We start from the raw sequence: 23,490 nt of genomic DNA, 5'->3' as shown, positions 1-23,490 counted from the left end.
CGGCGCGGGCGACCCAGCCTCACCCTCGCATGCCCGGAGAGGAAAAGGCTGCCCGGGACCGGGGTCCGGACACCCCCCGGCGCGGGGCGGCCCGGGCCGGGGCGGGCACCTCCGGGGCCGGGGAGATCACGTGGGGTTGCGGCGCTGGTCACCGCTGTCCCGGCGGAGCCGGCCGGTGTGGCGGGCGATGTCCTCCACGCGCGCCGCGAGGTCGGGATGGCCGGGCGCCAGATACGCCCCCGCGGCCGTCAGGGGGCCGACGAGTGCGGCGGCGTCGTTGTCGGCGAGGGCCGCGTCGAGCTCGGTGAGCAGGGAGGAGCGGGCGTCGGCGGGGAGGTCGGTGAGCGCGGTGATCTGCCCGGCGAGCCGGCGGAGGTCGGCGGCGTTGGCGCGGGCCCAGGCGGTGACGGTGCGGTCGGCGGCGCGCCGGTCGCGGGTGGCCCGGACCCGCTGCTCGCCGGTGGTGCCCGGGTTCCCCGGGCGCACCCGCAGGTAGCGGCGTTCGGCGGCCTGGCGGCTGGAGACGCCCAGGGGACGGGCGAGGTCGGCCCAGTTGGCGCCCTGCTCCCGGGCCGCCTCGATCAGGCCCGGTTCCCACTCGGCGAGCTGGTCGCGCACCTCGCGCAGCAGCAGGAGCGCGGCGAGTGCCTGCTCCGCGCCGGCCGGACCGGACCGCGGGGGGTGCCCGTCCCGCGAAGTCCGGGCCGCGCGCAGGGTCTCGTTGATCGTGTCCAGGGCGGTGGCGGCGGCGAGGAAGGACGCGGGGGTGGGGGCGGGGGTGCGGGGGGCGGACGGATCGTCGCTGGTCATGGAGCCTCCAAGAGGTGATGTCACCCTTTCGACGACACTCTGCTTGTCATCACTTCGATGACATGTTACAACGATGGCAGGTGAACCGCATTGGCAGCAATGGCCTGACTGAACCTGGAGGTGTTTCACGATGTTGATGCGCACCGATCCGTTCCGTGAACTGGACCGGCTCACCCAGCAGCTCCTGAACACGACCGGCACCTGGTCGCGTCCCTCGGCGATGCCGATGGACGCCTACCGCGAGGGCGAGGAGTACGTGATCGCCCTCGACCTGCCCGGCGTCTCCAGGGACGCGATCGACATCGACGTCGAGCGGAACATGCTGACCGTCAAGGCGGAGCGGCGCCCCGTCGCCAAGGCGGACGACGTGCAGATGGAGCTCTCCGAGCGGCCGCTGGGCGTCTTCTCCCGCCAGCTCGTGCTGGCCGACACCCTGGACACCGAGCGCATCAGGGCGGACTACGACGCGGGTGTGCTGACCCTGCGTATCCCGATCGCCGAGCGCGCCAAGCCCCGCAAGGTCACCATCGGCGGCGGCTCCGCGCACAAGGAGATCAGCGGCTGACTCCCGCCGCGCCGGGCCGGAGGCAGGGAACTGCCTCCGGCCCGGACCCCGGCGCGCCCCGCGACGCCCGCCGACCGGGGGGAGAAGGCCCCCCGCCCGGCCCGCTCCCGGCGTACGAGCCGCGCTCCCGCCCGGACACCTCCCGCGCGCCGGGCACCGCACAGAGCGAACGGCCGCCGGACCTGCCACGGCGGGCGCGCTGTCCGCGGCGGCCCGGGCACACACCCCGCCGCCCCATCCCTTGCGCCCCCCGGCGGGCCGCGCCCCGCGACCACTTCAGACGAGAAAGGCAACCGCGGTACCGATGATTCCCCTTCCCCTGCAGAAGCCGCGCCGGTCCGCCGTGGGCATGACGTACCAGCAGCTGCTGGAGAGAGTGCGGTACGAAGGCGCCTACCCCACCCGTGCGCAGGCCGAGGAGTCGGTGCGTGCCGTGCTGGCCGCCCTCGGGCGCCAACTCGCGGGCGCGGAGCGGGCGGAGCTCGCGGCCAGGCTGCCCCGCGAGGCCGCCGTGGCCTTCACCTCCCGGGCCCCCGGCGCCGATCCCCTCACCGGCTGGGGTTTCGTCAAGGACCTGGCCGCCCGCACCGGCGGCACGCCCGCCACCACCCGCTGGGACACCGGCACCGTCCTGCGGGTCGTGGCCCAGCTCGCCGACGAGGATCTCCTGGACCGGATCCTCGCCCAACTCCCCTCCGGCTACGCCCTGTTGTTCGGCCGCGCCGAACTCGTCCAGGCGGCCTGAGGGCCGGGGAGCGGCATCCGGCAGGGAACGGGGCGGGCCGCACCCCCGCCCGACAGCATCCGCAAACCGGTGGGGTCGAGACCCTCTCCGGCAACAACTCCGCCCTGCCGGGGGCGAGTTCGGCAAGGACCAGGGAGGCGGGAGCCGGCCTTCGCGGTACGCCGCGACGGCCGGCCGAAGCCGGTTCTTCACCCGCCGCACCACGTGACACCCGGCCCCAAACGGCCGCCGCGCCCACCGCGGCGGCCGTTCGCCGCGCAGGCGCGCAGGCGCGCAGGCGCGCAGGCGCGCAGGCGCGCAGGCGGGCGGCGACGGGGCCGGGGCTCAGGCGGTGAGTGCCTCCTGGAGGGTGGGACGGCACTCGATGAGCTTGTCGACACCGACGAGTTGCAGGAGCCGCAGGACGGCGTCGGTGGGTGCGGCCAGGCGCAGCCAGCCGTCCGCCGCGGTGACGCCCTGGTAGGCGAGGATGAGGACGTTGAGGCCGCTGGAGTCCATGAAAGTGACCTGACGCAGGTCGATCACGATGCGGGGCCGGGCGGCGCCGGAGAGTTCCAGGGCCTGCGTGAGCCGGTCGCAGGTGTGGTGGTCGATCTCCCCGGCCAGGGTCAGCACGCGGATACCCTCCGTGGCGGTGGCCGTGATCGACAGGCCGCCAGGCGGTTCGGCTTGTCCGGTGTCCGTCATTCGTTCATCAGCCATGTCGGTGATACTTGCATACCAAGGTCTTTCACCCGAGTACGCCCTCGGACGTATCCGGTGACATCCGCGCGCCGAGAAGGGGAGTCGGCGTACGGGGTACGGCGGCCAGGGGGCCGTGCGTGCGCGGACAGACATCGGAGAGAGAAGGCGGCTGGTATGGACTCAGTGCCTGTGGGCGAGGACGACACCGCGCCGTACGAGAAGACCGTCCAGACCACGGTGGCGCTGGACGGCGACGGCAGCTGCATAGCCCAGGCCCGTCACCTGGCCGCGGATTTCCTGACCCGGGTACAGACCGAGCACGGCCTTCCCGTCTCGCAGCGCGCCATGGACCTGACCCGGCTGGTGGTCAGCGAACTGGTCACCAACGCCCGCAAGTACGCGCCCGGCCCGGTCCTGATGGACCTGGGCATCGTCGGCGACATGGTCGAAGTGGCGGTGTGGGACTCCGACACGGCGCTGCCGGTGGGCCGCGCGGCGGACGCCGGACGGGTGGGGCAGCACGGCCTGGAGATCGTGATGGCCGTCGTACAGGGCTTCGAGGTCCAGCGGGAGCCGGTCGGCAAGCGCATCACCGCCCGCATCGCCCTGCTGGACGACCCCGACGGTGACATCGCCGGCCGGAATCCCGGATGACGGACCGGACGGGCCGGACGGACAGACCGGGACCGGCTCTCCCGCAGTGACAGAAGCTCCCGCCGCCCCTGCCCGGCCGGAGCCGAGGCGGAGAATCACGTTCGGGAACCGAATGATTTCCGCGGAGGGCCCGCCGAGGAGGACGAACTCGCCCCGCAGAGGCGGCAGTTGCCCGGGGCTGAGCACGGCCGTGCGGACGCCGGCCGGGCTCTCCCGCGGCGGGAATGCCCGCCGGGCCGGTGTGGTTGAAGAGAGCGTGACGGTGAAGGGGACAGTGTCCCCGGGCCTCAATTATTGCCTGCGGGGAAGATCGTCCGGCTGAAGCCCCGCAGAGCCTTTCGCCGCGTAGGCGACCGCCCTTCACCCTCACACCACCGGGGACCGGCCCCGGCCGGCACCAGGCCGGCCGGGGCCGGTCCTTGTCCGTATCCCCGCGGGCCGGACGGCCTGTTCACCCGCTGAACCCGCTGAACCCGCTGGGGGACCTCTCCGCCGGCTTCACGCCGGTGCCGCGGCGGCGGTCAGGAACCCGCGGACGTACCCGGCCACGGTGTCCAGATGGCTTTCGAGCAGGAAGTGCCCGCCGCCGGGCACCAGGTGGATCTCCGCGTCCGGCAGGTCCCTGGCGAAGGCGCGCGCTCCGGCGGGGCCGAAGATCTCATCGCCCGCGCCCCAGACCGCGAGAAGAGGAACCCGGCGCTCCCGGAAGTAGGCGTGCACCTGGGGGTAGAGCGGCGGATTGGCGGCGTAGTCGCGGAACAGGGCGAGCTGCACGAGGTCGTTGCCCGGCCGGCCGATCTCGCGGTGGTCGGCGGCCCAGGTGTCGGGATCGACCAGCTCGGGCCGGGCCACTCCGTGCAGGTACTGCCAGCGGATGGCGTCGAGCGAGAGCGCGGCACGGACGCCGGGCTCGGTCCGGGGGCCGGGGTCCTCGCAGTATGCCCATACGGGCTTCCAGAAATCCGCTACGAAGCCGTCCTCGTAGGCGTTGCCGTTCTGCGTGATCACCGCGGTGATGGCGTCCGGGGCGCGCAGGGCCAGCCGCCAGCCGATGGGGGCGCCGTAGTCCTGGACGTACACGGCGTAGCGGGTGACGCCGAGCTGGGCCAGGAGGGCTTCGGTGATGTCGGTCAGGGAGTCGAAGGTGTAGGTGAACGCGTCGACGGGCGGGGCGTCGGAGTTGCCGAAGCCGAGGTGGTCGGGGGCGATGACGTGGAATCGGTCGGCCAGCGCCGGAATGAGGTGGCGGAACATGCGCGAGCTGGAGGGGAAGCCGTGCAGGAGGACGAGCGTGGGCGCCTCGCGGGCGCCCGCCTCGCGGTAGAAGACGCGGTGTCCCCGCACGGTCGCGTACTGGTGACGGATCTCGGCCATTGCTTACTCCTAACCCCTTAAACGCTTTATGATGGTTACTGCTCGGCATTCAGTAGACCGCCCCTGGAGTAACCTGTCAAACCACTCGATGGAGTTAGCGGGGAAGGTGGGAGCCGTGCTGGACGACCAAGCCCTCATGGAGGCGCTGAACAGCACCCCTGTCGCGGACGGCCGGCGCCAGGACCTGTGGCGCGACGACCGCGAAGTGGACGGATGGGCCCGGGACCACGGGGGCGTGGGCGGCGACGAGGAACGCGGATGGCTGCGCACCGCCCGGGACGCGCTCCAGGAGGCGGCGTCGGGCAGGCCGGCGCAGCCTCTCCTGCGCCGGGTCCTCGCCGGTGTCCGCAGAGTCCCCCGGCCCGGCGCGGCCGGCATCGAGTGGCACCTGGAGGTGCCCTCGGAGCGCCGGCTCGCCGTGGAACTCGTGCTTGCCTGGGGGGACGTCGAGGAGCGCCTGCCCGGCCGTCTGCGGCCGTGCGAGAACCCCGCCTGCCGCCTCTTCCTGCTGGACCGCAGCCGCGCCAACACCGCGCGGTGGTGCTCGATGAAGACCTGCGGGAACCGGCTCAAAGCCCGCCGGCACCAGGCCCGGGCACGGGAGACCCCGCAACCTGGGTAGGGCGCGAGGTGGCGGGCGCGGGGAGGCGGCCGAGGAGGGGGTACCCGCCCGGGACGGCACGCAGGATCCGTACCCGGACAGGAGAATGTGCATGGCCACCGCCCCGGCAGTCCGCCGCCCGCCCCCCGACGACGGCACCCCCCGCCTGAAGCGCTCGGCATGGTCGGGCGTGCTCATCGGCATCGCGACCGCCGCGTTCGTCGACGAGACGGTCTTCCACCAACTCCTGCACTGGCACCACTTCTACGACAGGTCCACTCCCGGCGTCGGCCTCGTCTCCGACGGCCTCTTCCACGCCTTCGGCTGGTTCGCCCTCGTCATCGGCCTGGTGCTCGTGGCGGACCTGCGCCGCCGCGACGCGCTGTGCGGCCGGGGACTGGCCGGCGGCATCCTCCTGGGCGCGGGGTTCTTCCAGCTCTACGACGGCACCCTCCAGCACAAGCTCCTCAAGCTGCACCAGATCCGCTACCACGTCGACCTGGTCGGCTACGACTGGACCTGGAACGTGCTGGCGGTCCTCCTCCTCATCGCCGGCGCCCTGCTGATGCGCTCCGCGGCCCGCCGGCTGCGCACGGCCGGCCCCCTGACGGAGAAGGCGGCGGAGACGGGAACAGGGACGGCGACCGGGACGGGCGGGGAGTCCCGCTGATGGGGCCGATGTCCATGCCCATGCACATGCCGGTGCCGGTGCCGGTGCCGGTTCCCACGCCGATGTCCATGTCCATGCCTATGTCCATGCCCATGTCCGGCGATCCGGCCTCCGCGGTCCCGCAGTGGTTTGCCGCCGCTCTCGCCGCCGCCGGGGTGGCCCTCTACCTGTCGGCGGCGTGGCGGCTGCGGCGGCGCGGGGATGCCTGGCCCCGGGTCCGGGAGCTGTCCTTCGCGGCGGGCGGGGGAGCGCTGGCCGCGGTGGCGCTGGCGCCGTTGCCGGGCGGGGAGTTCACCGCCCACATGACCCAGCACGTCGTCGTCGGTATGGCCGCCCCGCTGCTGCTGGTGCTGGGCCGCCCGGTCACCCTCGTCCTGCGGGTGCTGCCCGCGGGGCCGCCCCGGCGGGGCCTGCTGGCCCTGGTGCGCTCCGCTCCGGCCGGCCTGCTGGTCTTCCCGCCGGTGGCCGCGCTGATCGACATCGGCGGCCTGTGGCTGCTGTACGGCACCCGGCTGTTCGCCGGCACCCACGACCGGCCCTGGCCGCACGCCGCCGTCCACGCCCACGTCCTGGCCGCCGGTCTGCTGTTCGCCTTCGCCGTCTGCCGGCTCGACCCCCTGCGCCGCCGGTACGGCCTGCCCCTGCGCGCCGCGACCCTGGTGGCGGCGGGCGCCGCCCACTCCGTACTGGCCAAGACCCTCTACGGCGCGTCCCCGCCCGGCACCGCCTTCACCGCACACGACCTGGCCCGGGGTGCCGAAGTGATGTACTACGGCGGCGACTTGGCGGAGATCGCGCTCGCCGCCGTGCTGGCCTGGCAGTGGTACGCCGCCGCCGGCCGCACCCTCGCCCACGCCCGCCGCCGCGCCACCGTGGTGCCGGTGCCGTCAGCGCCCGTCGCTGGCCGGAGGGGACCGGACCGGGCCGGGGTCAGGTGGTGATGGTGGCCAGTCCCACGATGCCGACCAGGTAGATGACGAGGGTGGCGATGCTGTCGATGCCCATCCGGGCGTACTGCCGGCGGGGGCGGAAGATCAGTCCGGCCATGTAGACGCTGGTGAGGATGATGCCGAGCGCCGTGAGGTAGATGTCGGTGTCGTGGGCGGCGGGCAGGACGGGCTTGCCGGAGATGAGCGAGGCGAGCAGGAAGAGGACGGGGAGGAAGGCGTTGCCGCCGAAGATGTCGCTGATCGCCAGCTGGTAGTCGCCCAGCCGCGTCGAGGTCAGGCCGGTGCTCGCCTCGGGCAGGGAGGTCGCCGCGGCCAGGACGGTCGAGCCGAACAGCACACCGCTCAGCCCCTGCCGGGCGAAGAACTGCTCGCCGCTGCGTTCGAGGACGACACCGGCGACCAGGGTGGCCAGGGCGGCGGCGCCGAAGACGAGGGCGGCCCGTCCGGTGGCCGTGCCCTTGTCGCTGGCGGCCTTCTCCTTCTTCTTGCGGGAGTGGCCGCGCGGCTCGGGCTGGCCGCCGGGCGCGTTGCCGCCCTCGTGCCAGGGCAGGCCGCGGCCCGCCCGGTCGAGCAGGAAGAGGCCGGCCAGCCACAGCCCGGCGATGACCAGCGAGCCGGGGTCGAGCCGGCCGGCGTGCAGGCCGGGGGAGAGCTGGGTGCCCATGATGACCACGGCCAGCACCACCACGACCAGGGCGCCTTCCAGGACCAGTTGGAGGCTGGCCGCCATGCGGGTCAGGGGCTCGCGGGTACGGACGCCGAAGGCGTCCAGCAGGACCAGGACGACGGTCTGCAGCGCGATACCGCCCAGGATGTTGCCGACGGCCACGTCCAGGTGGCCGGAGAGGGCGGCACTGACGGTGATGGCGATCTCGGGAAGGTTGGTGGCGATCGCGAGGAGGATCAGGCCGCCCAGCGCGCTGCCCAGGTGCAGCCGTTCGGCCAGGACAGCGGTGGTGTCGGACAGTTTGATGCCCGCGTACCAGATGACGCCCGCCCCGGCGACGAACAACAGCAGCAGTACGGGTGAGCTCAGTGATCCCATGCGGCGTCAGGTACCCAGGACCGGCCCGCGTTTTCACGCCGGTCCTGGCGGATTTCGGACACTGCCCTGCCCCGGGCCGACCCCTACGGGGTGACGGGCTGGGGCAGGCGCAGGGAGGCGACGATCTGTTTGCCGGTGGCCAGGGCAATGGTGTGCAGCTGGTCGCAGAGCCGGCTGACCAGCTGCATGCCGTGCCCGCCGACCCGGCGGGCGTCCGGTTCCCGCAGTTCGGGCGGGCGGGGGGAGGCGTCCCGCACGGTGATGCGCAGCAGGGCGGCGTCGGGTGTCACCTCCAGCGCCAGGCTGCCCGGGCCGGGGGCGTGGCGCAGCGCGTTGGTGACCAGCTCGCTGACGACGATCTGGGCGTCCTGGCTCGGCCGCTGGCCGGGGTCGTGCCCGGCCAGGGCCAGCAGCGTACGTACGGCCGTCCGGGCGTCCGCGGTGGAGCCGCCTGCCGTGCTCCAGGCGGCGCTGTAACACAGGGGCGAAGCGGCTTGCTGTTCGACCGCGGCCCGGTTCTTCAGCGGCATGACCATAGAACTCTTCCCGTGGGTCGTTCCTCGCTCTTTCGCCACAGCTTGTCGGTATGGCGTAGTTCCGCCTACCCCCTGTCGCCGTGCTTATGAGCCCTCCCTCCAGCCTCCCTGAACCCGGTGGCGCGGACGGGGCGGCCCGGGGCGGGGAAGGCGGTCAGACCCGTTCCAGCGGCCGGTGCGGTCCCGGGGGCAGCTCCACTTCGACGGGGTCGCCGGGCCGCACCAGGCCGCCCGCCCGCACCACGCTCATGACGCCGGCCTTGCGCACGAGGTGTCCCGCCGCGTCGCGGCCCACCACCCGCTTGAGCAGCCCGGGGCGGAAGGCGTCGATCTGGAGGCAGGGGTTGCGCAGGCCGGTGACCTCGACGACCGCCTCGGCGCCGACCCGCAGCAGGGTCCCGGCCGGCAGGGCGAGCAGGTCGACGCCGCGCGTGGTGAGGTTCTCGCCGAGCTGGCCCGGCGCCACCGTGAACCCTTCGCCGGCGAGCTCGTCGAAGAGCTCCTCGTGCAGGAGGTGGACCTGGCGCAGGTTCGGCCGGGTGGGGTCCTGCGCGACCCGCGAACGGTGTCTGACCGTGACCCCCGCGTGCACGTCCCCCTCCACACCGAGCCCGGCCAGCAGCGTGACGCTGTCCCGGTTCGGCTTGGTGAAGGAGTACACGCCGTTGCTGCTGACCGCCGTCACCATCGCGCCCATAGCCCCTCGTCGTATCGGCGATACCCCGGCGGCCGTCCGGCGACGATCCGCCCCGAGGCCCCACTCTCCGCCCCCGCCCGCGCGGCGGTCAATCACCCGCGGGAGCGCGGAACACGGGGGTGGCCGACCGCACCCGCGCGGCCCGGGACGGCTGGGAGGAATCGGACGCTCACCCATGTGAGGGCGTTGTGGGGGTAGGTGAGCGGGACCGCCGCCGTGCATGGGAGGGCGGGCGGGATTTGAGAGAGTGGTGTGCATGGACATCGATCGCAGGAACAACGTCACCGTCACCGGAAACCCCCAGGGGCGCACGGTGGTGCTGGCTCACGGGTTCGGCTGTGATCAGAACATGTGGCGGCTGACGGTGCCGGCCCTGGCCGCGGACTACCGGGTGGTGCTCTTCGACTACGTCGGCTCGGGCCGCTCCGACCTCTCCGCGTTCTCCGAGGACCGCTACGCCTCCCTGGAGGGCTACGCCCAGGACGTGGTGGAGGTCTGCGAAGCGCTCGACCTGCACGACGCCGTGTTCGTGGGGCACTCCGTCAGCGCGATGATCGGCGTCCTGGCCGCCGCCGGGGCGCCGGAGCGCATCGGCGCGCTGGTCATGGTCGCCCCCTCGCCGCGCTACATCGACGACGACGGCTACCGGGGCGGATTCAGCGGCGAGGACATCGACGAACTCCTGGCGTCGCTGGAGTCGAACTACCTGGGCTGGTCGGCCGTGATGGCCCCGGTGATCATGGGCAACGCCGAGCGGCCCGAACTGGGGGAGGAGCTGACCAACAGCTTCTGCGCCACCGACCCCGACATGGCGCGCGTCTTCGCCCGCACCACGTTCCTGTCCGACTCCCGCACCGAGCTGAAAACCGTGCAGGTGCCCACGCTGGTGCTGGAGTGCACCCAGGACGCCATCGCCCCCCGCGAGGTCGGAGCCTTCGTCCACCGGTCGATCCCCGGCTCCACGCTGGTCACCCTCGACGCCACCGGGCACTGCCCGCACCTGTCCGCACCCGAGGCCACCAACCAGGCCATCACGACGTTCCTGGCGGGCCTGCGGTGATGTGCCGGACCGACCAGCAGCCCGACCCCCACCAGGGCAGAGGGGAGGAGAAGACCCCGAACGCGGTGAACCCCGCCTTCGCCGCCCTGCTGGAGGACAGCGCCGAGGAGCTCTACGAGAGCGCCCCGTGCGGCTATCTGTCCACCCTGATGGACGGCACCATCGCCAAGATCAACACCAGGCTGCTGGGCTGGCTCGGCCTGGCGGAGGAGGCGTTGGTGGGCCGTATGCGCTTCACCGACCTCCTGACCGTGGGCGGCAAGCTGTACCACGAGACGCACTTCGCGCCGCTGCTGCGGATGCGGGGCGAGATCGGCGGCATAGCCCTGGAGCTCAGACAGGCCGACGGCGGCCGGATGCCGGTGCTGGTCTCCTCCGTCGTCAAACACGGCGTCAGCGGCGAACCCCTGCTGATCCGCACCACCGTCTTCGACGCCCGGGACCGCCGCGCCTACGAAGAGGAACTCCTGCGCGCCCGCAGAGCGGCCGAAGCGGCACAGCGGCAGGCCGAGACCGACCGCGCCCGCCTCCAGGACGCCCTCGCCGTGCTCCAGCAGTCCCTGCTGCCCGACCGGCTGCCCCCGGTACCCGGAGTGGAGACGGCCGTCCACTACCGCGCCGCCTCCCCCGACCACCTCGGCGGCGACTTCTACGACCTCTTCCCCGTCGACGGCAAACGCTTCGGCTTCTTCCTCGGCGATGTGTGCGGCAAGGGCCCCCAGGCCGCCGCGGTCACCTCGCTGGCCCGCTACACCCTGCGCGCCGCCGCCCTGTACGACCCCGACCCCGTCTCCGTGCTGTCCGCCCTCAACCAGGCGGTCCACGAGCGCTACACCGGCGGCGACCCGCGCTACTGCACCACCATCTTCGGCGTCATCGAACCCGACTCCGCGACCGGACAGGCCACCGTCCACCTCGCCTCGGGCGGCCACCCCCCGGCCCTGGTGCTGCGGGCCGACGGCACCGCCGACTACCTGCCCACCGCCGGCGGCCTCCTCGTCGGCATCCTGCCCTCCGCGCCCTTCACCGCCGCGACCACCACCCTGGGCCCCGGCGACACCCTCCTGCTCTACACCGACGGCCTCACCGAGGCCCGCACCGGCGAGGACCGCACCGCCCTCTACGGCGACGAGGCCCTGCGCGCCTTCACCGCCCGCCACGCCGGCCGGCCCGCCCAGGCCGTCGTGGAGGCACTGACCGGACTGCTGGACGACTTCGCCGACGGACTGGAGGACGACACGGCCCTGCTCGCCCTCGGCGTCCCCGCCCCCGGCCACAGGAGTGACGCCCCCCGATGAGCCCGCTGAAGATCACCGTCCGCTCCGCCGCGACCGGTCCCGTCGTGGAGGTCGCCGGCGAACTCGACTACACCAGCGCCCCCGAGCTGCGGGACCTGCTCACCACCCTCGCCCTCCCACCCGGCGGGCGTCTCGTCCTGGACCTGGGCGGCATGGACTTCTGCGACTCCAGCGGCCTCACCGCCCTGATCGTCGCGCGCAACCTCGCCCAGGCCGCCGGCGCCGACCTCGTGCTCGCCGCCGTCCCCGCCCACACGCTGCGCGTGCTGCGCACCGTCGGCCTCGACCAGGTCTTCCTCATCCGCTCCGACAGCACCGCCGCCGCCACCGCCTGACCCGCACACCGGCCGACGGCACGGCCCAGGCCCTCCCGCGGCGGACCAGGCCGACGCTTCCCCGCCCGGGGCGTCACCGGCCGTGTAATGTTGGTGACGTTGGTCAGATGCATACATCGTGGATATGGGAGGGGTCCGGTGTCCGTCACACAGATCGACCTCGACGACGAAGCCCTGGCCGAAGCCATGCGGCTCATGGGTGTCACTACGAAGAAGGAGACCGTCAACGCGGCCCTTCGGGAGTACGTGGCGCGGATCAAGAGGCTTGAAGCTGCGGAGAAGCTGGCCGCGCGCGGTGAGCGGGGCGAGTTCGAGCAGCCCGCGGCGGCGCATGCCGCGCAGAAGCGTGCCCGCCGGCAGGCCTTCGAGTGATCACCTATCTGGTGGACACCTCGGCTCTGTGGCACCTGTTCCGCACCCCGGGGGCACTACGCCCCTGGGAGGGCCACATCGCCGCCGGGGCGTTCCATCTCTGTGAGCCGACACGTACCGAATTTCTTTACTCGGCCACCAGCCCGCCCCACCGGGATGAGCTGGCAGAGGAGCTGAACTCGCTCTGCCTGCCCTCCTCGGTGCCGAAGAACGCCTGGCGCTGGGTCGACACCGCCCAGTACAAACTCACCCAGCTGGGCCGGCACCGGGCGGCCGGAGCGATCGACCTGTTGGTGTGTGCGACAGCTGTCCACCATGGGCACACTGTCCTCCACGTGGACAACGACTTCGTGACGGTGGCCGGAGTTCTCAAGGAAGTCCAGCAGAGGGACGCACGAGGCTGATCTCCGGGCGTGCGGATGTCCGATCCCGTGGGTGGCCCCAGAATGGGCGTCATCGCCTGTTCGCCGCGGAGCGGAGGTATCCATGAAGGACCTCAAGTACGAACAGAAGAGCTCTCTGTCACGCATCGAGGCGGCTGACCAGCTCACGGCACTGGCAGCCGCGCTGCGGGAGGGCGGGGACGCCGAACTGGAATTCGGCTCCGGGACGCTCAGCCTGCGCATCCCCGACGACCTCCGCGGCGAGGTGGAGGTCGAGGTCGGTGACGGGGAGATCGAGCTGGAGATCGAGTTCACCTGGCCGGCCGCACCGGCCGCACCGGCGCCGACAGCGCCGTCGCGGACGGCGGCGGGAGCCGCCGGCCCCGACAAGCCCAGCGGCTCCGGCACCAAGGCCAGGACACGGAGGGACGTGGCCGCCGAGCCCGGTCGAAGCGGCACAGGCGCCGGCCGGAGCAGAACCGGGAAGCGGTCCGCGGCCAGAACGTCCTGAGCCGCGCGGGGCCCTGGCCGGATCGGCCGCGCGCGCCGCAGGAGGACGTCGCCTCCCCTCCCGGGCGCGGACCCCGCTCACGTGGGTTCGCGCGAGGGGGACGCGGGGAGGCGCGGAGCCGGGCCGCGGGGGAGGGACAGCGCGGCGGCGAGACCGGCCAGCCCCAGGACCGCCAGGGTGATCATCGCGGCGCCGTAGGCGTGGGCGGTGAGGCCGGCGACGAGGATGGTGCCGGCGATCGCGGTGCCGAGCGAGGAACCGAGGTTGGACACACTGCGGGACAGCCCGGAGATCTCGCCCTGCTGCCCGTCGGGGAAGCTCGACTGCACCACGTTGACGGACGGGGTCAGGCTCAGGCCGAGCCCCAGACCGATCAGCAGCAGCCCGGGCGCGAACGCCCAGGCGCTCGGAGAGCCGCTCGCCAGGGCCAGCAGGACGACGATTCCGGCGGTCGTCACGACGAAGCCCGCCACGATGAGGGTGCGCTGTGCCCACCGCTTCGCCAGGCGCTCGGCCGGCAGCGACGACGCGAGCAGGCCCAGCGTGGCGGCCGTGAAGATCACGCCGGTCTGGATCGCGTCGTATCCGCGTACCACCTGCAGATAGGTCGCCACGACGAACGACGTCCCCATGAGCAGGAGCCACTGGATGTTCTGCGTGACGAGACCGAGATCGGAGGTGCGGTTGCGGAACAGCGTCGTCGACAGGAGGGGCTCTTCGCCGGCTCTCTCCTTGGCGCGCACCCCTCGGAAGAACCACAGCAGCACGAGCGCACCGAGGACGATCAGGCCGGCCATCAGCCAGATGTTGTTGTCGGCGGCCAGGATTCCCGTGACGATGAGGATGAGGCCGAGCGCCGAGAGGATCGCGCCGGCGGTGTCGAAGGGGCGCGTGGGGTCCGGTGGCAGGGGGTCCTCGATCCGGCGGCTCAGGATGATGATCAGCGCGATCACCAGGGCCTGGAACACGAAGGCGGCCCGCCAGCTGACGGCGGAGGTGATGAGCCCTCCGAGAAGCGGCCCGGCGGCGGCACCGATGCCTCCCAGCGCCATGACGGCCCCGAACGCGCGGGCGCGCGAGGTCACTTCGGTGAAGAGCAGCGTCGTGAGGATGTAGACGGGCGGGATGAGCAGCGCCGTGCCGACACCTTCGAGGACGGAGTTGCCGAGGATGAGGACGCCCAGGCCCGGGGCGGCCGCGCTCAGCAGGGCGCCGACGCCGTAGACGGTGAGACCGGCCAGGAAGCACCGCCTGCGGCCGTAGCGGTCGGTCAGCTTGCCGCCGGGGATCATCAGCGCCGCCATCACCAGGAGGAAGATCGTGATCGCGACCTGCACCCCCTGCACGGTCGTGTCCAGGTCCTCGCTGATGTCGTTGATCATCACGTTCATGTTCGAACCGGCGAAGCTGCAGATGAACTGGGCCAGGGCGAGCGGGGCCAGCACGCCGCGTGCCGCACCGGACGCGCGTCCCGGCGTCCCCGCGGTGCGTGCTTCAGCCACCGGAACCGCTCCCTTCCGCCTGACGGGGTTCTCGGCACGCCCAGCGTTTCGCCGGCTCGTGCGCGGCCCCCGCGACAACCCGTGAGCGCCTGGGCTGCCCGCCCGGGGCCCGCCACCGCGGCTGCCGCCCTCCAGCGTGCGCCTCGGCCCAGCACGGCGCACTCCGAACAGCCGGCCGGCCGCGCAGGAGCTGACGTGGCGTGAGCACCGGCCGGACGAGCCGCAGATCCGTGCCCGGCCCGTCACCTCAAGCGGGTGACCCCGTACGGCCCGGACGGCAGGCAGCATGCGGGGAGGGACACGACCCGGCGCGCAGGAGAGAGTGGTCCGACCGGAGCGAACGCGACCACCGCACCGCCCCGGAGGCCACCCGTAGCGGGTGATCCGCGGTACTCCGTTCCGGTGGACCGTGGATGCCGACAGGACAGCCCCGCTGTGGCAACGAACGGCGGAACGGCGACCGGAGGCCAAAATGTCGGACTATCCCCTCCTCGACGCATTCTTCACCATCATGTGGTTCTTCCTGTGGATGATGTGGTTCATGCTCCTGTTCAGGGTCGTCGTCGACATCTTCCGGGACGACGGACTCGGCGGCTGGGGCAAGGCGGGATGGACGTTCTTCGTCTGTGTGCTGCCCTACCTGGGTGTCTTCGTCTACCTGATCGCCCGGGGCAAGGGCATGGGTGTGCGGGCCATGCGGCAGACCCAGGCACGGGAACAGGAATTCCGCTCCTACGTGCGGCAGGCGGCGGCCGAAGAGCCGGCGGCACCCCTGAACAGGGCCGACGAACTGGCCAAACTCGCCGGCCTGCACGACCACGGCGACATCACCGACGCCGAGTACGAGAAGGCCAAGACCAGAGTGCTCGCCGCATGAGGAGTGGGGGACGGCACCCGTAGAACTCGTCATCCGCATGCCTCGTCCCCGTCGGCCACCACCGACGGGGACGAGGCATGCGGACAACGAGCAACGAGCAACGAGCAATGGGCAATTGGCCCCGGTCACTCGGGAAGACGGCGCATCTCCACCACGGGCATGCCGAGCGACTGGAAGCGTGCCAGCAGACCGTAGAGCTGCGCCTCGTCGGTCACCTGGCCGAACAGCACGGTCTGCCCGGCCATGAGGAAGCTCTCCAGCTCCGGGAACGCCCCTGCCATCGTCCGGGACATCTCCCCGTCGACGCGGATCTCGTATCGCATGAGCGTGCTTCTCTCGCAGTCGTACGGCGGCTCTTGCCTCCGCCCTCCTCCATGCTGGGGCCGGCGGACGGCGCCCGGCATCACCCCATCAGGTGACCGCTGCCACTGACCGGCAGACGGAGGGCCGCCGCACGCACTGACGGCTCCCGCCCTGTGAACAGGGGAGGGAGCCGTCCAGATGGTGTAGGCGTATGCCTCAGCGCGTCACGCTCACGTGGGTCAGGCGTGACGGTGCGAGCGGTTGCCGACGACGAGGCGGTAGATGAGGAGCAGGATCAGGGAGCCGACGATCGCGGCGATCCAGGTGGAGAGATCGAAGAAGCCGTCGATGGAGTCGACGCCGAAGATCACCTTGCCGAGCCAGCCGCCCAGCAGACCGCCGACGATGCCGATGAGCATGGTGACGATGATGCCGCCCGGGTCCTTGCCCGGCATCAGGGCCTTGGCGATGGCGCCGGCCAGCAGCCCGATGATGATCCACGCGATGATGCCCATGGTGAGTCTCCGCTTCCTCGTATAAAGACTGTGTCAGCTCATCGTCTGCACCAATCCGGCGCGACCAAACGTCCCCTCTTCCGGATCGTGTCCCGTGAGGTGAACTTCCCTCCGTGGTACGGGCTTGGCGGACGCCGGAGAGGGTGAGCCCGGACGGAGAACGGAGGGAGCCCGGACGGAGAGGGGAGGGAAAGGAGACGGAGAACCAGTCGCCCGGAGTGGGCCGGGAGCGGGTTCGCACGGCTGATGTGGTGGTTCTGTTGAGAGCTGTGGCTGTTGCTCTCTGGTGGAGGCCGGTTTCCCCGTGTAGCGTCACTCTCAGATGTCGTGGTTCGCAGTACCTGCCCGCGCTGCTGCGCGGGCGCTTTGCTGTGTGGTGACTGGACCAGGGCGATTACCTCCGGGGCCGCGCGGTGCGGTGCCCGACAGCGACTGAGAGGCACCAGGATGGCCAGCGGAACCGTCAAGTGGTTCAACGCCGAAAAGGGTTTCGGTTTCATTCAGCAGGACGGCGGCGGGCCGGACGTCTTCGCTCACTACTCCAACATCAACGCCTCCGGCTTCCGTGAGCTTCAGGAAGGCCAGGCGGTCACCTTCGACATCACCCAGGGGCAGAAGGGCCCGCAGGCGGAGAACATCACCCCTGCCTGACCCCTCGCACGGCACATCATCAGGGCCCGGAGCGCCACGGCTGCTCCGGGCCCTGATCCGTACCCCGCGCGCCCCAACTGGCGCGCCGACCACGCGAGTTGGGCCCTCTGCGGCCCCCGCCGCGCGGGACGGCTGACAGGGCTCAGCCGGCCGGTTCCCGGTCCTCGGCATAGATCACCAGCGTCTGTTCCGGCTGCTCGGCCAGGTGGAACGCCGTATAGGCGAAATCGACCACCCCGCGCCCCGGGCGCCGCAGCCGTTTCCGTCCACCGTGCCGGGCCTGCACGTCGTACCGCGGCCACCAGTCACGCACTTCCGGGCTGCCCGCGTTCAGCTCCTCGACCAGCCGGGTGTAGCGGACGTCGCCCGGGTGGCGTCCGGCCAGCGTCCGCAGCCGGGCGAGCAGGCCGCGGGCCTCGGGCTCCCAGTCGACCAGGACGTCCCGGGCCGCGGGTTCGAGGAAGACCCAGCGGGCGAAGTTCGCGGGCCGGTCCGCCGCCGCGGTGAGGCGCGGGAACAGCTCGTCGGCCGCCTGGTTGCGGCTGAGCACGTCGTAATTGCCGCCGATGATGTACGCCGGGTGCGGCTGGAGCAGGAGCGGGACGGCCGCCACCTCGGCCGTGAGCGGCTCGGGTTCCTCGGCTTCGGACGCGGGCGCGTGACCGGCGAGGCGGAGAAGGTGACCGCGCTCGTGCGGGTCCAGGCGCAGCGCCGAGGCGAGGGCGTCGAGCACCTGGGCCGAGGCGCGGACGTCCCGGCCCTGCTCCAGGTACGTGTACCAGGTGGCGCTCATCCCGGCGAGCAGCGCGAGTTCCTCCCGGCGCAGACCCGGGGTCCGGCGCCGGCCGGTGTGCGGCAGCCCGACCTGGTCAGGGGTGATCCGCTCCCGGCGGCTGCGGAGGAAAGCGCTCAGCTCACGGCGTCGGTCCGACTGCTGCTGCATGGTGAATGGCACCTCTGGTTCCAGAATAAACCCGCTCTGGATACCAGGCTAAATGCATCGCAGACTGAAGCCGAGTGAGGGTGCGGCCCTCACCGATGGCCCTGGACGGTCCTCCCCGCGCCGGGCGGCCCGGGGAGCGGACGCGCTCCGGGCGATCACCGGGAACCAGGTACCAGGTACCGAAAAAGAAAGAGGAAGACATCGTGTCGGGAATCGACGGCAAGGTCGTGGCGATCACGGGAGCCAGCAGCGGCATCGGCGAGGCGACCGCCCTGCTGCTCGCCGGGCAAGGCGCGCGGCTCGTCCTGGGGGCGCGCCGCTCCGAGCGCCTCGCGGAGCTGGTGGCGCGGATCGAGAAGGCCGGTGGCGCGGCCGTGCAGACCCGTACGGACGTGACCCGGCGGGAGGACCTGCACGCCCTGGTCGCCTTGGCCGGCGAGCGCTTCGGCCGGCTCGACGTGCTGGTCAGCAACGCCGGGGCCGGTCCGATCTCGCCGCTGGACGACCTGCGGGTCGAGGAGTGGGACCAGATGGTCGACGTCAACGTCAAGGGTGTGCTGCACGGAATCGGCGCCGCGCTGCCGGTCTTCCGGGCCCAGGGCACGGGCCACTTCGTCACCATCGCCTCCACGGCCGCCTTCCGTATCGTGCCGGCCATGGCGGTCTACGCCGGTACGAAGTTCGCGGTCCGCGCCATCTGCGAAGGCCTGCGCCAGGAGGCCGGTGACTCCCTGCGGGTGACCACCGTCTCGCCCGGCGCGGTGGAGACCGACTTCGCCGAGGCGTCGACGAATCCGCGGGTACGGACGCAGATCACGGAGATGCGGGACCGGATCGCGATCCCGCCGGAGGCGATCGCCCGGGCCATCGCGTTCGCGATCGGGCAGCCCGCGACCGTGGACGTGAACGAGATCGTCGTCCGGCCCACCGCCCAGAGCTGACCCCCGGCCAGGAGAGCCGGGAGGGCGGTCGCAGAGGCGCGAGGTCCGGGCACCCTCCCTGGCGGAAGGCCGAACGAGGAGCCGCGGGTCCCGCGGGGGAGCCCGCTCGACTCGGTCCGGCCCGGCCCTGACACCTGGGACGCACGGGGCAGCCGCGCATCGGGGGAAGGGCGTCCGGACAGATCGTCGTGTTCCGGCCACGACCGGGTACGCGATCCGTCCGGCCATCCGATCAGAAGGGACCACCCCTCATGAGCAACGCACCCGACACCCGCCCGGCAGAGGCTTCGGGCACCTTCCGCCTCGGCGGCGACCTGGAGATCAACCGCCTCGGCTACGGCACGATGCAGCTGACCGGCAAGGGAGTCTGGGGGGAGCCGAAGGACCGCGACGAAGCCGTCCGCGTGCTCAAGCGTGCCGTCGAGCTCGGCGTGAACTTCTTCGACACCGCCGACAGTTACGGCCCCGATGTCGCCGAGCCCCTCCTGCGCGAGGCCCTGCACCCCTACGGCGACGACATCGTCATCGCCACCAAGGCCGGCCTCACCCGCCAGGGTCCCGACCTCTGGACGCCCGTCGGCCACCCCGCCTACCTCCGTCAGCAGGCCGAGCTGAGCCTGCGCCGCCTCGGCGTGGAGCGCATCGACCTCTTCCAGCTGCACCGCATCGACCCCGACACCCCCCTCGAAGACCAGATCGGGGAACTGAAGAAGCTCCAGGACGAGGGCAAGATCCGCCACATAGGCCTGAGCGAGGTCACCGTGGCCGAGGTCGAGGCGGCGCGGCGGATCGCGCCGGTCGTCTCCGTGCAGAACCTCTACAACCTCACCAACCGCTCCTCGGAAGAGCTGCTCGACTGGTCGGCCGAGCAGGGCATCGGCTTCATCCCGTGGTTCCCGCTGGCGACCGGACAGCTCACCGGCGAGGGCAGCCCGCTCACCGAACTCGCCGAGCGGCACCACGCCTCACCGTCGCAGCTCGCCCTGGCCTGGCTCCTCAAGCGGTCCCCGGTCATGCTGCCGATCCCGGGGACGTCAAGCGTCGCGCACCTGGAGGACAACCTCGCCGGCGCGACCGTCGAGCTCACCGACGAGGAGTTCGAGGAGCTGTCGAAGGCCGGCGCCTGAGCCCGCACGGTGCTCCGGTCGCGAACGGCGCGGGGTCCGCTCGCGTGGGCGCGCCGGCCGCCCGCGGCGGATGAGGTGACGGCCGGCGCCCGGCCCGCGCCGGGTGCGCCCGCGGACCCTTCCGGGAACATCGCCCTCCGGGCAATCAATATCTGCGCCCGTGAGGTGAGAGTTTGCCGGACCATGCGGTGAGAGTTCTTGCCGCAATGGAGGGAATGGAATAACTTAACTCGCACCGGCCGTTGCGACATGCTACTGTCGATCTCAGTTGCAGTTGTGGTTCCCAAAACTTCGAGTGCTCCCACCCGGCCCCGGCCGGGGAGAGTACTTTTGTATTTCCGGTCATTTTTCCGGGCGGGGCAATCATCGCGGCGACACGGGATCCGCACAGTGCGGATCCCGATGCACTGCCCCAAAGGAGATATGACATGGCTGCTGGTACCGTGAAGTGGTTCAACGCGGAAAAGGGCTTCGGCTTCATCGAGCAGGACGGTGGCGGCGCTGACGTGTTCGCCCACTACTCGAACATCGCTGCCCAGGGCTTCCGCGAGCTGCTCGAAGGCCAGAAGGTGACCTTCGACATCGCTCAGGGCCAGAAGGGCCCGACGGCCGAGAACATCGTTCCGGCCTGACGCTGACGCGCATTCTGTAGCTGGGGCCCGCATCCCTCGGGGTGCGGGCCCCAGCTCTGCGCATTCTCCCGGCGGGTTTCAGCCCGCGGGACGACGTGAGGAATCCGCGGTCCCGTCCCGCGCGGTTCGCCCCGGGACGCGGACGCGTCCCGAAGAGCTCCACCGCAGCCGACGCCCGGATTCCACGTCCCCACCGCGTCACCCATTCCAGCTTCTGCGCCCCTGCGGACTTCCGCCGGACGCATCTGCTTTTTCTTTTTCCCACGGTCCATACTTGTGATTCTTCGTGCCGCTCAATTGCCGCGGGAATTCCTTGGTATGCGCCACATCGAGGAAGGTTCCGCATGAACCGCACACGTACGAACGACCGCTCCGCCCGCACCCGTAACGGCAGCGCCGGCGACGGAAGCCGCTTCGGGTCCTCCGCACCGCGCCGTTCCGCCGGCCCCGCCCGTACCGGTGGCTACGGCCGCCGCCCGGCCCCGGTGCAGGGCGAGTTCGCGCTCCCCGAGACGATCACCCCCGCGCTGCCCCCCGTCGAGGGCTTCGCCGATCTCGACATGCCCAAGCAGCTGCTCGCCGAACTCGGCAGGCAGGGCATGACCGTGCCGTTCCCGATCCAGGGCGCGACCCTGCCGAACTCCCTGGCGGGCCGTGACGTCCTGGGCCGCGGGCGCACCGGTTCCGGCAAGACCCTCGCCTTCGGCCTCGCCCTGCTGGCCCGCACCGCCGGACAGCGCGCCGAACCCCGTCAGCCGCTGGGCCTGATCCTCGTACCGACGCGCGAACTGGCACAGCAGGTCACCGACGCGCTCACCCCCTACGCCCGCTCCGTCAGCCTGCGGCTGGCGACCGTGGTGGGCGGTATGTCGATCGGCAGGCAGGTCGGCGTGTTGCGCGCCGGCGCCGAGATCATGGTGGCGACCCCGGGCCGGCTCAAGGACCTCATCGACCGTGGCGACTGCCGCCTGGACCAGGTGGGCATCACCGTGCTGGACGAGGCCGACCAGATGGCGGACATGGGTTTCATGCCGCAGGTCACCGCACTGCTGGACCAGGTACGTCCGCAGGGGCAGCGGATGCTGTTCTCCGCCACCCTGGACCGTAACGTCGACCTGCTGGTGCGCCGCTACCTGACCGACCCCGTCGTGCATTCGGTCGACCCCTCGGCCGGTGCGGTCACGACGATGGAACATCACGTCCTGCACGTCCACGGCGCCGACAAGCACGCCGCCACGACCGAGATCGCCGCCCGCGAGGGCCGGGTGATCATGTTCCTGGACACCAAGCACGCCGTCGACCGGCTGACCCAGGACCTGCTCAACAGCGGGGTACGGGCCGCGGCGCTGCACGGCGGCAAGTCCCAGCCGCAGCGCACCCGCACCCTGGCGCAGTTCAAGACCGGGCACGTCAGCGTGCTGGTGGCCACCAACGTCGCGGCGCGCGGCATCCACGTCGACAACCTCGACCTCGTCGTCAACGTCGACCCGCCCACCGACCACAAGGACTACCTCCACCGCGGCGGCCGTACCGCCCGCGCCGGTGAGTCCGGCAGCGTCGTCACCCTCGTCACGCCCGGCCAGCGCCGCGGCATGATCCGCCTCATGTCGGACGCCGGGATCCGGCCCCAGACCACGCAGGTCCACTCGGGCGGCGACGAGGCCCTGCACCGGATCACCGGCGCCCAGACCCCGTCCGGCGTCCCGGTCGTCATCACCGCACCGGTGGTCGAACGCTCCAAGCGCAGCAGCACCTCCTCCCGCGGCCGGCGCCGCCCCGCTTCGGTCACGGGCCGCCGCCCGGCGCGCCAGGCCTTCGACGCGGCGGCCTAGAGCCTCCGCGAGATCAGGAAGCCGGCCCATCTCCGCAGGAGGCACCTTTTGACGCTGGTCCAGACGCAGCCCCGTCCGGCGGGCGCCGGCCCTGTGCCCGGGGCGGGGGCCGAGCTCATGGACGCGGCCGGACCGCAGGTCTGGGACGACATGAGCGTCGAGGTGGCGCTGTCGGTCATGGCCGCCGCGCGTACCGGCCGGCTGGTCGTCTGCGACCAGGACGGCCAGTGCACCGGCCTGGTCACCCGCGGCGAGCTCATCGCCGTACGCGCCGGCTCCGCCTACACCGACCAGGTCCGCCTGCGGGACGTCCTGGGCGGCCACGGGCCGTTCACCTCACCCGTGCTCACGGTGGCCGAAGCCGAACACGCGATGTGCTCCCGCCGGCGCGGGGGCCTGCCGGCGGCCGGGGCGCTGGGCGTTCTCGTCCTCTCCCGCTGAACTGGGCGCCACACCCTGGCCGGACCGTTCTCCCCTTCTCCCTGTGAGGCCTCATGCGCTGCGTCATCGCCCGTTTCCCCTTCGATCTCACCAAGAGCGGTGTGCTGGAATCGATGAAGGGCGTCAAGCCCGAGCAGGTCGTGGGTGAGTCCGTGATCATCGGCCGCCGTCACTACCCCGTCAAGCAGGTCGGCCAGGTCATCACCCGCCAGGACCGCCGCGACTTCAGCGCCGGCGAGGTCCTGCGGGCCATGGCCAAGCTCGGCTTCACCTGCCGTACCGCGCCCGCGGCCGCACCCGTGAGCATCCTCGGCTCACTCCAGGAGGCCTCCGCGATGCTCGGCACCCCCATGCCGGTCTGACCGGCGCGGGACCGGCGCGAGCCGGCACCCCCGCCGAGCACCAAGCCGGCCCCCATCAGTGGCACGTCAGCCTG

30 protein-coding genes are annotated in these 23,490 nt (G+C 71.9%); 20 read left to right on the top strand and 10 right to left on the bottom strand.

Going from position 1 to position 23,490, the window contains the following annotated elements; translation table 11 throughout:
* Positions 1–126: 126 nt before the first annotated feature.
* A complete protein-coding gene (locus ABZT12_RS23400) occupies positions 127–810 on the bottom strand; it encodes a type III effector protein (RefSeq protein ID WP_356387851.1) in 684 nt (227 codons plus the stop codon).
* Between the two features lie 130 nt (positions 811–940).
* On the opposite strand from ABZT12_RS23400, the gene ABZT12_RS23395 reads away from it, so the two are divergent.
* On the top strand, positions 941–1,375 hold the full coding sequence (locus ABZT12_RS23395) for an Hsp20/alpha crystallin family protein (protein ID WP_356387848.1): 435 nt from the start codon (positions 941–943) through the stop codon (positions 1,373–1,375).
* Between the two features lie 304 nt (positions 1,376–1,679).
* A complete protein-coding gene (locus ABZT12_RS23390) occupies positions 1,680–2,120 on the top strand; it encodes a DUF2267 domain-containing protein (RefSeq protein WP_356387845.1) in 441 nt (146 codons plus the stop codon).
* A 324-nt stretch (positions 2,121–2,444) separates the two neighbouring features.
* Here the strand turns inward: ABZT12_RS23390 and ABZT12_RS23385 are convergent, their stop codons facing one another.
* Complete coding sequence (locus ABZT12_RS23385; protein WP_356387842.1) at positions 2,445–2,822, bottom strand: STAS domain-containing protein; 378 nt, start codon at positions 2,820–2,822, stop codon at positions 2,445–2,447.
* A gap of 156 nt (positions 2,823–2,978) precedes the next feature.
* Here ABZT12_RS23385 and ABZT12_RS23380 point away from each other — a divergent pair, with 156 nt between their 5' ends.
* Positions 2,979–3,458: an ATP-binding protein gene (locus ABZT12_RS23380; RefSeq protein ID WP_356387839.1), complete on the top strand. Its 480-nt coding sequence runs from the start codon at positions 2,979–2,981 to the stop codon at positions 3,456–3,458.
* Between the two features lie 498 nt (positions 3,459–3,956).
* Here the strand turns inward: ABZT12_RS23380 and ABZT12_RS23375 are convergent, their stop codons facing one another.
* The gene (locus ABZT12_RS23375; protein ID WP_356387836.1) at positions 3,957–4,832 is read right to left on the bottom strand and encodes an alpha/beta hydrolase; all 876 of its coding nucleotides are present in this window, start codon (positions 4,830–4,832) and stop codon (positions 3,957–3,959) included.
* A 115-nt stretch (positions 4,833–4,947) separates the two neighbouring features.
* Here ABZT12_RS23375 and ABZT12_RS23370 point away from each other — a divergent pair, with 115 nt between their 5' ends.
* From ABZT12_RS23370 to ABZT12_RS23360, 3 genes are all read left to right on the top strand, one after another.
* Complete coding sequence (locus ABZT12_RS23370; protein WP_356387833.1) at positions 4,948–5,454, top strand: CGNR zinc finger domain-containing protein; 507 nt, start codon at positions 4,948–4,950, stop codon at positions 5,452–5,454.
* Positions 5,455–5,545: 91 nt separating this feature from the next.
* A complete protein-coding gene (locus ABZT12_RS23365; RefSeq protein ID WP_356387830.1) occupies positions 5,546–6,103 on the top strand; it encodes a DUF2243 domain-containing protein in 558 nt (185 codons plus the stop codon).
* Between the two features lie 14 nt (positions 6,104–6,117).
* On the top strand, positions 6,118–7,044 hold the full coding sequence (locus ABZT12_RS23360; protein WP_356387827.1) for a cytochrome c oxidase assembly protein: 927 nt from the start codon (positions 6,118–6,120) through the stop codon (positions 7,042–7,044).
* Here ABZT12_RS23360 and ABZT12_RS23355 read toward each other — a convergent pair.
* The 3 genes from ABZT12_RS23355 to ABZT12_RS23345 form a co-directional block, all read right to left on the bottom strand.
* The gene (locus tag ABZT12_RS23355; RefSeq protein ID WP_356387824.1) at positions 7,034–8,098 is read right to left on the bottom strand and encodes a hypothetical protein; all 1,065 of its coding nucleotides are present in this window, start codon (positions 8,096–8,098) and stop codon (positions 7,034–7,036) included. The two genes, ABZT12_RS23360 and ABZT12_RS23355, sit on opposite strands and share 11 nt — an antisense overlap.
* An 83-nt stretch (positions 8,099–8,181) precedes the next feature.
* Complete coding sequence (locus ABZT12_RS23350) at positions 8,182–8,628, bottom strand: ATP-binding protein (RefSeq protein ID WP_356387821.1); 447 nt, start codon at positions 8,626–8,628, stop codon at positions 8,182–8,184.
* A 160-nt stretch (positions 8,629–8,788) separates the two neighbouring features.
* The gene (locus ABZT12_RS23345) at positions 8,789–9,331 is read right to left on the bottom strand and encodes an MOSC domain-containing protein (protein ID WP_356387818.1); all 543 of its coding nucleotides are present in this window, start codon (positions 9,329–9,331) and stop codon (positions 8,789–8,791) included.
* 256 nt (positions 9,332–9,587) lie between these two features.
* On the opposite strand from ABZT12_RS23345, the gene ABZT12_RS23340 reads away from it, so the two are divergent.
* The 6 genes from ABZT12_RS23340 to ABZT12_RS23315 all read left to right on the top strand — a co-directional run bounded on the left by ABZT12_RS23340 (position 9,588) and on the right by ABZT12_RS23315 (position 13,290).
* Positions 9,588–10,391 (top strand): alpha/beta hydrolase, encoded by an 804-nt coding sequence (locus ABZT12_RS23340; RefSeq protein WP_356387815.1) that lies wholly within the window; start codon positions 9,588–9,590, stop codon positions 10,389–10,391.
* Complete coding sequence (locus ABZT12_RS23335) at positions 10,391–11,689, top strand: SpoIIE family protein phosphatase (protein WP_356387812.1); 1,299 nt, start codon at positions 10,391–10,393, stop codon at positions 11,687–11,689. The genes ABZT12_RS23340 and ABZT12_RS23335 overlap by 1 nt, the downstream gene beginning before the upstream one ends.
* Positions 11,686–12,024 (top strand): STAS domain-containing protein, encoded by a 339-nt coding sequence (locus ABZT12_RS23330; RefSeq protein WP_356387809.1) that lies wholly within the window; start codon positions 11,686–11,688, stop codon positions 12,022–12,024. The genes ABZT12_RS23335 and ABZT12_RS23330 overlap by 4 nt, the downstream gene beginning before the upstream one ends.
* Positions 12,025–12,162: 138 nt before the next feature.
* Positions 12,163–12,396 (top strand): type II toxin-antitoxin system VapB family antitoxin, encoded by a 234-nt coding sequence (locus ABZT12_RS23325; RefSeq protein WP_356387806.1) that lies wholly within the window; start codon positions 12,163–12,165, stop codon positions 12,394–12,396.
* Positions 12,393–12,800, top strand: a complete 408-nt coding sequence (locus tag ABZT12_RS23320) for a PIN domain nuclease (RefSeq protein ID WP_356387804.1) — start codon at positions 12,393–12,395, stop codon at positions 12,798–12,800. The genes ABZT12_RS23325 and ABZT12_RS23320 overlap by 4 nt, the downstream gene beginning before the upstream one ends.
* Before the next feature lie 82 nt (positions 12,801–12,882).
* The gene (locus tag ABZT12_RS23315) at positions 12,883–13,290 is read left to right on the top strand and encodes an amphi-Trp domain-containing protein (RefSeq protein WP_356387801.1); all 408 of its coding nucleotides are present in this window, start codon (positions 12,883–12,885) and stop codon (positions 13,288–13,290) included.
* Between the two features lie 77 nt (positions 13,291–13,367).
* On the opposite strand, the gene ABZT12_RS23310 is transcribed toward ABZT12_RS23315, so the two are convergent.
* Positions 13,368–14,792, bottom strand: coding sequence for an MFS transporter (locus ABZT12_RS23310; protein WP_356387798.1), 1,425 nt, complete (start codon positions 14,790–14,792; stop codon positions 13,368–13,370).
* 472 nt (positions 14,793–15,264) lie between these two features.
* Here ABZT12_RS23310 and ABZT12_RS23305 point away from each other — a divergent pair, with 472 nt between their 5' ends.
* A complete protein-coding gene (locus ABZT12_RS23305; RefSeq protein WP_356387795.1) occupies positions 15,265–15,669 on the top strand; it encodes an SHOCT domain-containing protein in 405 nt (134 codons plus the stop codon).
* A gap of 125 nt (positions 15,670–15,794) precedes the next feature.
* Here the strand turns inward: ABZT12_RS23305 and ABZT12_RS23300 are convergent, their stop codons facing one another.
* Both ABZT12_RS23300 and ABZT12_RS23295 read right to left on the bottom strand, forming a co-directional pair.
* Complete coding sequence (locus tag ABZT12_RS23300) at positions 15,795–15,992, bottom strand: hypothetical protein (RefSeq protein ID WP_356387792.1); 198 nt, start codon at positions 15,990–15,992, stop codon at positions 15,795–15,797.
* A 219-nt stretch (positions 15,993–16,211) separates the two neighbouring features.
* Positions 16,212–16,487 (bottom strand): GlsB/YeaQ/YmgE family stress response membrane protein, encoded by a 276-nt coding sequence (locus ABZT12_RS23295; RefSeq protein WP_356387789.1) that lies wholly within the window; start codon positions 16,485–16,487, stop codon positions 16,212–16,214.
* Between the two features lie 447 nt (positions 16,488–16,934).
* Here ABZT12_RS23295 and ABZT12_RS23290 point away from each other — a divergent pair, with 447 nt between their 5' ends.
* A complete protein-coding gene (locus ABZT12_RS23290) occupies positions 16,935–17,138 on the top strand; it encodes a cold-shock protein (RefSeq protein ID WP_069934205.1) in 204 nt (67 codons plus the stop codon).
* Positions 17,139–17,280: 142 nt separating this feature from the next.
* On the opposite strand, the gene ABZT12_RS23285 is transcribed toward ABZT12_RS23290, so the two are convergent.
* Entirely contained in the window at positions 17,281–18,081 is an 801-nt protein-coding gene (locus tag ABZT12_RS23285; RefSeq protein WP_356387786.1) for a helix-turn-helix transcriptional regulator, read from the bottom strand.
* A 203-nt stretch (positions 18,082–18,284) separates the two neighbouring features.
* Here ABZT12_RS23285 and ABZT12_RS23280 point away from each other — a divergent pair, with 203 nt between their 5' ends.
* From ABZT12_RS23280 to ABZT12_RS23255, 6 genes are all read left to right on the top strand, one after another.
* On the top strand, positions 18,285–19,022 hold the full coding sequence (locus ABZT12_RS23280; RefSeq protein ID WP_356387783.1) for an SDR family oxidoreductase: 738 nt from the start codon (positions 18,285–18,287) through the stop codon (positions 19,020–19,022).
* Positions 19,023–19,273: 251 nt separating this feature from the next.
* Entirely contained in the window at positions 19,274–20,149 is an 876-nt protein-coding gene (locus ABZT12_RS23275; RefSeq protein WP_356387780.1) for an aldo/keto reductase, read from the top strand.
* A gap of 428 nt (positions 20,150–20,577) precedes the next feature.
* Entirely contained in the window at positions 20,578–20,781 is a 204-nt protein-coding gene (locus tag ABZT12_RS23270) for a cold-shock protein (protein ID WP_023586116.1), read from the top strand.
* 344 nt (positions 20,782–21,125) lie between these two features.
* Positions 21,126–22,613, top strand: coding sequence for a DEAD/DEAH box helicase (locus tag ABZT12_RS23265; protein ID WP_356387777.1), 1,488 nt, complete (start codon positions 21,126–21,128; stop codon positions 22,611–22,613).
* Between the two features lie 48 nt (positions 22,614–22,661).
* A complete protein-coding gene (locus ABZT12_RS23260) occupies positions 22,662–23,054 on the top strand; it encodes a CBS domain-containing protein (protein ID WP_356387774.1) in 393 nt (130 codons plus the stop codon).
* Between the two features lie 53 nt (positions 23,055–23,107).
* On the top strand, positions 23,108–23,416 hold the full coding sequence (locus ABZT12_RS23255; RefSeq protein WP_356387771.1) for an SCO5918 family protein: 309 nt from the start codon (positions 23,108–23,110) through the stop codon (positions 23,414–23,416).
* The last annotated feature ends 74 nt before the right edge of the window (positions 23,417–23,490 follow it).

The sequence above is a fragment of the Streptomyces sp. NPDC005423 genome (assembly GCF_040606415.1).
Taxonomy (GTDB): domain Bacteria; phylum Actinomycetota; class Actinomycetes; order Streptomycetales; family Streptomycetaceae; genus Streptomyces.
The sequence above is the reverse complement of the archived record's forward strand: the minus strand, read 5'-3'. Positions and strand labels throughout refer to the sequence as shown.